This is a genomic window from Escherichia sp. WS1451 (genome assembly GCF_046487365.1).
GTDB classification, from domain to species: domain Bacteria; phylum Pseudomonadota; class Gammaproteobacteria; order Enterobacterales; family Enterobacteriaceae; genus Escherichia; species Escherichia coli.
The window spans coordinates 1-1,228 of the sequence record NZ_JBJQJP010000065.1 but is presented as its reverse complement, the minus strand read 5'-3'; the positions used below and the strand labels follow the sequence as shown (position 1 = coordinate 1,228).

1 protein-coding gene and 1 pseudogene are annotated in these 1,228 nt (G+C 44.1%); both read right to left on the bottom strand.

Annotated features, from left to right (window positions below; genetic code table 11):
* A pseudogene (locus ACJHX7_RS26150) lies at positions 1-122 on the bottom strand (ANT(3'') family aminoglycoside nucleotidyltransferase); the annotation flags it as partial.
* A gap of 16 nt (positions 123-138) precedes the next feature.
* Positions 139-939, bottom strand: coding sequence for an oxacillin-hydrolyzing class D beta-lactamase OXA-10 (locus ACJHX7_RS26145; RefSeq protein ID WP_000846390.1), 801 nt, complete (start codon positions 937-939; stop codon positions 139-141).
* Positions 940-1,228 lie beyond the last annotated feature (289 nt).

Genomic DNA, 1,228 nt, shown 5'->3' with positions numbered 1-1,228 from the left:
CCGCCATCCACTGCGGAGCCGTACAAATGTACGGCCAGCAACGTCGGTTCGAGATGGCGCTCGATGACGCCAACTACCTCTGATAGTTGAGTCGATACTTCGGCGATCACCACTTCCCTCATGATGTTTAACTTTGTTTTAGCCACCAATGATGCCCTCACTTTCCATGATTTTGGTGGGAATGGATTTTCTTAGCGGCAACTTACTTTCGTTGTCTATATCCATGTTAAAGGCGAAAAAGTAAACCTCTGTCTCCTTCTCAACCCACCCAACCCACCATGCGACACCAGGATTTGACTCAGTTCCCACACCAGAAAAACCAGTTTTTGAATGCACTAGATATTCAGGTGCCGCCTCCGTTACCAAAGCCTCTTTTACTATTAGCTGGTTTTCTTTAGATGCTGACAATTTATTTAAATATAGAGACTCTAGAAACTCCACTTGATTAACTGCGGAAATTCTAAGCTGGCCTTCCAACCAGAATTTGTCAATGCCACCACTGATATTCTGGTTGCCATAGGAAAATTTTTTAAGGTATTTCTGCATTCTTACTTCGCCAACTTCTCTGGCGATTTGTTGAAATACGGGAACAGCTGAAACTTGTATTGCCCCTCTTAAGGTCAAGTCTCTTTCCCATTGCTTCATGGCTCTTGGCTTTCCGTCCCATTTGAAAACCTGATGCTCATTCTTTATGACACCAGTTTCTAGGCCGATAATTGCGTTGGGGATCTTAAATGTTGATGCTGGAAGATATTCCTTTGATGCACGAGCTAAGTCATTGGTAGCGCAGGATTTACTGCTACTTTTACAAAGCACGAAGACACCATTGACGGCTTCGGCAGAGAACTCTTTGTTCCAAGACGTATTTTCTGTAATTGAACCAGCTAATGCCGTACTCGAAAGACACGCGATAATTACATATGCGGCAAATGTTTTCATGGCACCTTCTTGGTGGCTAACGTTAATTCGACCTCAGAGGCGTTTAAGTCAAAATACCTCTGACGTCTAACATGATTAATCAAAGTCTGATTTTTTAACAAAATCAGAAAGATAGACGCGAAACTTTAAAACAAAGGCGTCAACACTTCAAGTAGCGATCTTTCGCTTCGGCGAGGCCTAACGCCTGAGCTCAGCCGACCGAAACCGCGTAGCGGTTTTGGGTCGGCTGCAGCGATTTGTTGGGCGATAGCTTGCCACATTCTCTCAACGATTGGGATTTGATGTACTT

Excerpts from the sequence above, each read along its gene's own strand:
- ACJHX7_RS26145 (WP_000846390.1), bottom strand. The coding sequence starts at position 939 with ATGAAAACATTTGCCGCATATGTAATTATCGCGTGTCTTTCGAGTACG.